Below are 5,710 nucleotides of genomic sequence, written 5' to 3'. Positions count from 1 at the left end.
GGGTAGAAGCGGCGGCGCCACGCCTTCACCCGCGGGTTCATCACGCGTTTCCAGAGCGGCGGGACAAGTGCGAGGACCCCCATCAGGGGATAGCCGTAGGGAAGCTGCGGCGCCTCCTCCTCGTCGTAGGTCTGCAGGAGCGGGAATCGCCGGTCGGGCTTGTAGTGATGGTCCGAGTGGCGCTGAAGGTTGATCAGAAGCCAGTTCGTCGCCCGATGCGCGGCGTTCCAGCTGTGGCGCGGCTTGACGTGCTCGTACTTGCCGTCGCCGAGGTGCTTGCGCGTCAGCCCGTAGTGCTCGACGTAATTGACGATCTCCAGCTGCCAGACGGCGACGACGGCCTGCCATACGAAGAGCGCGAGGCCGACCCAGCCCGCCAGCGCGACGGCGAGGCCGAGCATCGCCGCCTGCAGCGCCCAGTAGCGCCAGAAGGGATTCTCGGGCGCCCACCACGGCTTGCCCTTGCGCGCGAGCATCGCGCGTTCGGCCTTGAAGGAGGAGACCGCCGACTGCCGCAGCACGCGGGGGAAGAAGCGGTGGAAGCCCTCGTTGTAGCGCGCGGTCACCGGGTCGCGCGGGGTGCCGACGTAGCGGTGATGGACGAGCAGATGTTCCGAGCGGAAGTGCGAATAGAGCACCATGGCGAGCAGGATGTCGCCCAGCCACCGCTCGGCCCTGTTGCGCTGGTGCATGAGCTCGTGGGCGTAGTTGATGCCGATGGTGCCGGTCACGACGCCCACCCCGAAGAAGAGGACCACCATCTCGAGCGTGCCGAGATGGGCAGCGCGGGGCACGTAGGCGATCAGCCCGAAGAGCATCACGAATTGCAGTACCGGCCAGACGCGCGTGACGGCGGTGTACCAGAAAAGATGCGCCTCCGGCGTTTCGGGGTCGGCGTTGCCCGTGTCGAGCCCGAGCGCCGCGTCGATCGCCGCGAAGAGATACCACGTCACGAGCGGCAGGAGGATGACCGTCCAGCCGCCCCAGAGCGCGCCGAGCCAGGCCAGCGGGATCAGCGCCAGCGACAACCAGAAGGGCAGGGCGCGCCACCAGCGCGCCACCTCGTTCGCGGGAATGGTGTGAAGCTCCTGCATCGCCTCGGCCTCTCTTTTGCGCACCATCATATCCATCGCGCACGGCCTGCGCCATGCGGCGTGTCAGCCCTTCGCGGCGAGGTCGAAGGCCTTGCGCATGACCGTGGGCAGGTCCGAGGGCCGGAACTCCTCGAGCGGGAGGAAGGCGCCGCGCTCCGGCGTGCGCTCCATCGGCACGAGCGCGGTCCTGAGCGCGAGGCGCAGGTGGAAGTGCGTGAACGTGTGCCGCGCCTCCGCCCCCACGTCCCGCCACTCGGCGCGGATGGGGGGCGCGGGGGCGGGGTCGCCCTCGGTCCACTCGGAGCCGGGCCAGCCGAGCATCCCGCCCAGAAGTCCGCTGTCGGGCCGGCGCTCCAGCAGCCAGGCGCCGTCCACCCGCCGCGCGAGATAGGCGATGCCGTGACGCACGGGCTTGGGCTTCTTCGGCGTCTTGGCGGGCAGGTCCGCCGCCGTCCCGGCGAGGCGCCCGGCGCAGTCGTCCCGCCAGGGGCAGATCCCGCAGGCGGGGTTCTTCGGCGTGCAGATCGTCGCGCCGAGGTCCATCACCGCCTGGGCGTAGCAACCGGGCCGCGCCTCGGGCGTGAGCGCGCCGGCGCGGGCGGTGATCTCGGGCTTGGCCGCGGGCAGCGGCGTGCGGATGTCGAAACGCCGCGCGATGACGCGCTCGACGTTGCCGTCCACCACGGTCTCGGGCCGGTCGAAGGCGATCGCGGCGATCGCCGCGGCCGTGTAGGGGCCGACGCCGGGCAGCTTGCGCAACGCCTCGGCCGTCTCCGGGAAGTGCCCGGCGTGCTCATGCGCCACGACGCGCGCGCATTTCAGCAGGTTGCGCGCCCGCGCGTAGTAGCCGAGCCCCGCCCATTCGCCCATCACGCGCCCGTCCTCGGCCGCGGCGAGCGCCTCGACCGTGGGCCAGAGCGTGGTGAAGCGGTGGAAGTAGTCGCGCACCGCCGCGACGGTCGTCTGCTGCAGCATCACTTCGCTCAGCCAGACGCGGTAGGGATCGGGCCGCGCGCCCCGCGCCCGCGGCTCCGGGCCGATGCGCCACGGCAGATCGCGCGCGTGGCGGTCGTACCACTCAAGAAGCGCGGCGGCCGGATCACGCAGGGTTGACATGGGCAAGCAGCTCCTTTCTCCGATCCGGGGTGGCACCTTTGGTGCGGGTCAGTAGAATAGGCGCGACCCCGAGGAGGCCAAGCTTGACCCAGAGGCCCGACAGAGGGCGCGGCTTCGCCCGCGCCGCGAGTATCCTCCAGCCCCGCATCCGAGCGGCGGCAGAGTCGCGCGGCTTCGCGGTGACGCGGGTGCTCACCCACTGGGACGAGGTCGCGGGACCGGAGATCGCCCGCCTCGCCCGTCCCGTCAAGGTGGCCCATTCCGGCCCGCAGTTCGGCGCGACGCTCACGCTGCTGACGACGGGGGCCAACGCGCCGCTCGTCGAGATGCAGAAGGAGCGCCTGCGCGAGCGGATCAACGCCGCCTACGGCTACCGCGCCATCGCGCGGGTGAAGGTGACGCAGACCGCCGCCGCCGGCTTCGCCGAGGCACAGGCGGCCTTCGACCCGGCGCCTGCCCGGTCCGCCCCGAAACCCGACCCGGCGCGGCAGGCCCGCGCCGCCGAGATCGCCGCGCCCGTGCAGGACGACCGCCTGCGCGCCGCGCTCGAGGATCTGGGCCAGGCGGTGCTCACCCGCACCGGCCGCCCTGCGACCCGTCAGAAGAAAAGAGGAACCGCATGACCCGCACCATCCTGACCGCCGCGCTCGCGCTCGCCGTCCTCGTGGGGGGCGGCCCCGCGCCGCTCCAGCCCGCCGCCCTCGCCGCGCAGGAGGCCGAGACGGCCGAGGTGGTCGAGATGTCCAAGGGCGACCCGGAGGCACCCGTCGAGGTGATCGAATACGCCTCCTACACCTGCCCGCACTGCGCGACCTTCCATCAGAACGTCCTGCCGCAACTCGAGGAGGACTACATCGAGCCCGGCAAGGTGCATTTCGTCTACCGCGAGGTCTACTTCGACAAGTACGGCATGTGGGCCTCGCTGATCGCGCGCTGCGGCGGCGAGGAGCGCTTCTTCGGCATCACCGACCTGCTCTACGAGTCGCATGAGGACTGGGCCCGCGCTGGCAGCGACGTCGAGGTTGCGAACGAGCTGCGCCGCATCGCCCGCCTCGCCGGGCTCGGCGAGGAGCAGGTCGAGTCCTGCCTTTCCGACGCGGACACGCTGCGCAGCCTCGTCGCGTGGTATCAGGAGAATGCCGACGAGCACGGCATCGAGTCCACGCCGAGCTTCGTGATCGACGGCGAGACCTACTCGAACATGAACTATGCCGAGTTCTCGGAGATCCTCGACGAGAAGCTGGGCGAGGAATGAGCGCACCACTCGAGGGCGTCCGCGTCGTCGAGCTCGCCCGGATCCTGGCCGGCCCCTGGGCCGGGCAGGTGCTGGCCGACCTCGGCGCCGAGGTGATCAAGGTCGAAAGCCCGGACGGGGACGACACCCGCCGCTGGGGGCCGCCCTTCATCGAGCGCGACGGCGCGCGCGAGGCGGCCTATTTCCACGCCACCAACCGCGGCAAGGCGAGCGTGACCGCCGATTTCCGCACCGAGACCGGGCGGGAGCGGGTCCGCGACCTCGTGTCCGGGGCCGACGTGGTGATCGAGAACTACAAGGTGGGCGGGCTCGCCAAATACGGGCTCGACTACGCGAGCTTCGCGCCGGAGACGCCGCAACTCGTCTGGTGCTCGATCACGGGCTTCGGGCAGGACGGGCCCTACGCCCACCGCGCGGGCTACGACTACATCATTCAGGGAATGTCGGGGCTGATGTCGATCACCGGCGCGCCCGACGGCCAGCCGCTGCGCGCCGGCGTGGCGGTGACGGATCTCTTCACCGGCGTCTATTCCGCCGTCGCCATCCTCGCCGCGCTGCACCAGCGCCGCGAGACCGGCCGCGGGCAGATGATCGACATGGCGCTTTTCGACACCGCCGTCTCGGTCACCGCGAACCAGGCGATGAACTATCTCGCCACCGGCACGCCCCCGGGGCGGACCGGCAACGTGCACCCGAACCTCTCGCCCTACGAGGTCTTTCCCTGCGCCGACGGGCACGTGATCATCGCCACCGGCAACGACGCGCAATACCGGCGCCTCTGCGGTCTCCTGCGCCTCGACGGGCTGTCCGAGGCGCCGGACTATGCCACGAACGCCGACCGGGTGGAGAACCGCGCGGCGCTCTTCGCCGCGCTCTCGGCCGCGACGGGCGGCTGGGCGAAGGCCGATCTGCTCGCCGCCTGCGAGGCCGCGGGCGTGCCCGCCGGGCCGATCAACGACATGGCCGAGGTCTTCGCCGACCCTCAGGTGCAGGCGCGCGGGATGCAGGTCACGCTCGATGGCGTGCCGGGCGTGCGCGCGCCCTTCCGCTTCTCCGAGGCCGAGCTGAAGCTCGACCGCCCCTCCCCGAAACTGGGCGAGGACGGCTGAGCCGGCGCCAAGCGGTTTCGAAACCGCTTGGCGCACCGCCCAGCGGCCGCCTCGCCTCGGGGCGCGGTGCGTGCGGACTCGGACGGCGCGGCGGGGGCGCCTGCAACCGTCGCGTCGCACGGGACCGCATCGGGACGCGCCGGTATCGCGGGCGCGCGCCCTTTCCGCGTCGAGGCGCGGGATTTCAGCTCGGCCGTCTCTTTGGGGCGACACCGGGGGCCGCGGGGGCCAAGCGGTTTCGAAACCGCTTGGCCAAGGCGCTTTCAAGCGCCTTGGATGCCGCGCCGGTCGAGGGCCGCGTCGAGGGGGGACCAGTCGTCCAGAGCGAGGCGCACGGGCAGCGTCAGCGCTTCCATGCGGAACTCGGCCGGCAGGCGCACCGCGTCCTTTTCCGTCGTCACCAGCCGCGCGCCCGCCGCTTTCGCCTCGCGCGAGAGGCGGGTCATCAGCGCGGGCGAGAGCCTCTGGTGATCTTCGAGCGCATGGGTCGCCACCAGCTCCACCCCGAGGCCGCGCAGCGTGGCGAAGAACTTGGCCGGATGCCCGATCCCGGCGAAGGCGATGGCGCGGAGCCCGGCCCAGTCCATCCCCGTGGGCAGCGGCTCCAGCCGCCCCGTCGCATGCGGCACCGTGATCGCGTCGCCCCAGCGCCGCACGAACTCCGCCTGCGCCGCCTCCGACCCGAGGGACAGCAGGAGGTCCGCCCGCGCGAGGCCCGCCCGGACCGGCTCGCGCAGCGGCCCGGCGGGCAGGCATCGCCCGTTGCCGAAGCCGAGCGCGGCGTCCACCACGACGAGCGAGAGATCCTTGGCTATACCCGGGTTCTGGAAGCCATCGTCCATCACGATCGCGCCCGCCCCGGCCTCGGCGGCTGCGCGCGCGCCCGCGGCGCGGTCCCGTGCCACCCAGACGGGTGCGAAGGCCGCGGCGAGAAGCGGCTCGTCGCCCACCTCCGCCGCGGTGTGGCGGCGCGGGTCGACCTGAACCGGTCCCGTGAGCCGTCCGCCGTGCCCGCGCGAGAGGACATGCGCCGCGACGCCCCGCTCATCGAGGCGCTGGACAAGTGCGATCACCGCCGGGGTCTTGCCCGTGCCGCCGGCGTTCAGGTTGCCGACGCAGATCACCGGCGGGCCGGG

Annotated in this window: 6 protein-coding genes; 3 read left to right on the top strand and 3 right to left on the bottom strand. The window is 72.1% G+C overall.

What is annotated here, in order from left to right:
- Both ACESL7_RS12180 and mutY read right to left on the bottom strand, forming a co-directional pair.
- Window positions 1-1,094 (bottom strand): alkane 1-monooxygenase (locus ACESL7_RS12180; RefSeq protein WP_372893589.1); only part of this gene is annotated, 1,094 nt, incomplete at its 3' end.
- Window positions 1,095-1,157: 63 nt separating this feature from the next.
- The gene (mutY, locus tag ACESL7_RS12175) at window positions 1,158-2,210 is read right to left on the bottom strand and encodes an A/G-specific adenine glycosylase (protein ID WP_372893588.1); all 1,053 of its coding nucleotides are present in this window, start codon (window positions 2,208-2,210) and stop codon (window positions 1,158-1,160) included.
- An 83-nt stretch (window positions 2,211-2,293) separates the two neighbouring features.
- On the opposite strand from mutY, the gene ACESL7_RS12170 reads away from it, so the two are divergent.
- Genes ACESL7_RS12170 through ACESL7_RS12160 form a run of 3 tightly spaced genes read left to right on the top strand, consistent with a single transcriptional unit; the run spans window position 2,294 to window position 4,574 of the window.
- Complete coding sequence (locus ACESL7_RS12170) at window positions 2,294-2,833, top strand: DUF721 domain-containing protein (RefSeq protein WP_372893587.1); 540 nt, start codon at window positions 2,294-2,296, stop codon at window positions 2,831-2,833.
- Window positions 2,830-3,465 carry a DsbA family protein gene (locus tag ACESL7_RS12165; RefSeq protein WP_372893586.1) on the top strand — a complete coding sequence of 212 codons (636 nt, stop codon included), beginning with the start codon at window positions 2,830-2,832 and terminating at the stop codon, window positions 3,463-3,465. The genes ACESL7_RS12170 and ACESL7_RS12165 overlap by 4 nt, the downstream gene beginning before the upstream one ends.
- Entirely contained in the window at window positions 3,462-4,574 is a 1,113-nt protein-coding gene (locus ACESL7_RS12160) for a CaiB/BaiF CoA transferase family protein (RefSeq protein WP_372893585.1), read from the top strand. The genes ACESL7_RS12165 and ACESL7_RS12160 overlap by 4 nt, the downstream gene beginning before the upstream one ends.
- Before the next feature lie 263 nt (window positions 4,575-4,837).
- On the opposite strand, the gene lpxK is transcribed toward ACESL7_RS12160, so the two are convergent.
- Window positions 4,838-5,710 (bottom strand): tetraacyldisaccharide 4'-kinase (lpxK, locus tag ACESL7_RS12155; protein ID WP_372893584.1); only part of this gene is annotated, 873 nt, incomplete at its 5' end.

The organism is Rhodosalinus sp., assembly GCF_041685465.1.
In the GTDB taxonomy this organism is placed as follows: Bacteria; Pseudomonadota; Alphaproteobacteria; order Rhodobacterales; family Rhodobacteraceae; genus Rhodosalinus.
This window is presented reverse-complemented; position numbering and strand designations above follow the sequence as displayed.

Bases quoted from the DNA above. Each gene is read 5' to 3' on its own strand.
- ACESL7_RS12165 (WP_372893586.1), top strand. From the start codon at position 2,830: ATGACCCGCACCATCCTGACCGCCGCGCTCGCGCTCGCCGTCCTCGTG.
- mutY (WP_372893588.1), bottom strand. From the start codon at position 2,210: ATGTCAACCCTGCGTGATCCGGCCGCCGCGCTTCTTGAGTGGTACGAC.
- ACESL7_RS12160 (WP_372893585.1), top strand. From the start codon at position 3,462: ATGAGCGCACCACTCGAGGGCGTCCGCGTCGTCGAGCTCGCCCGGATC.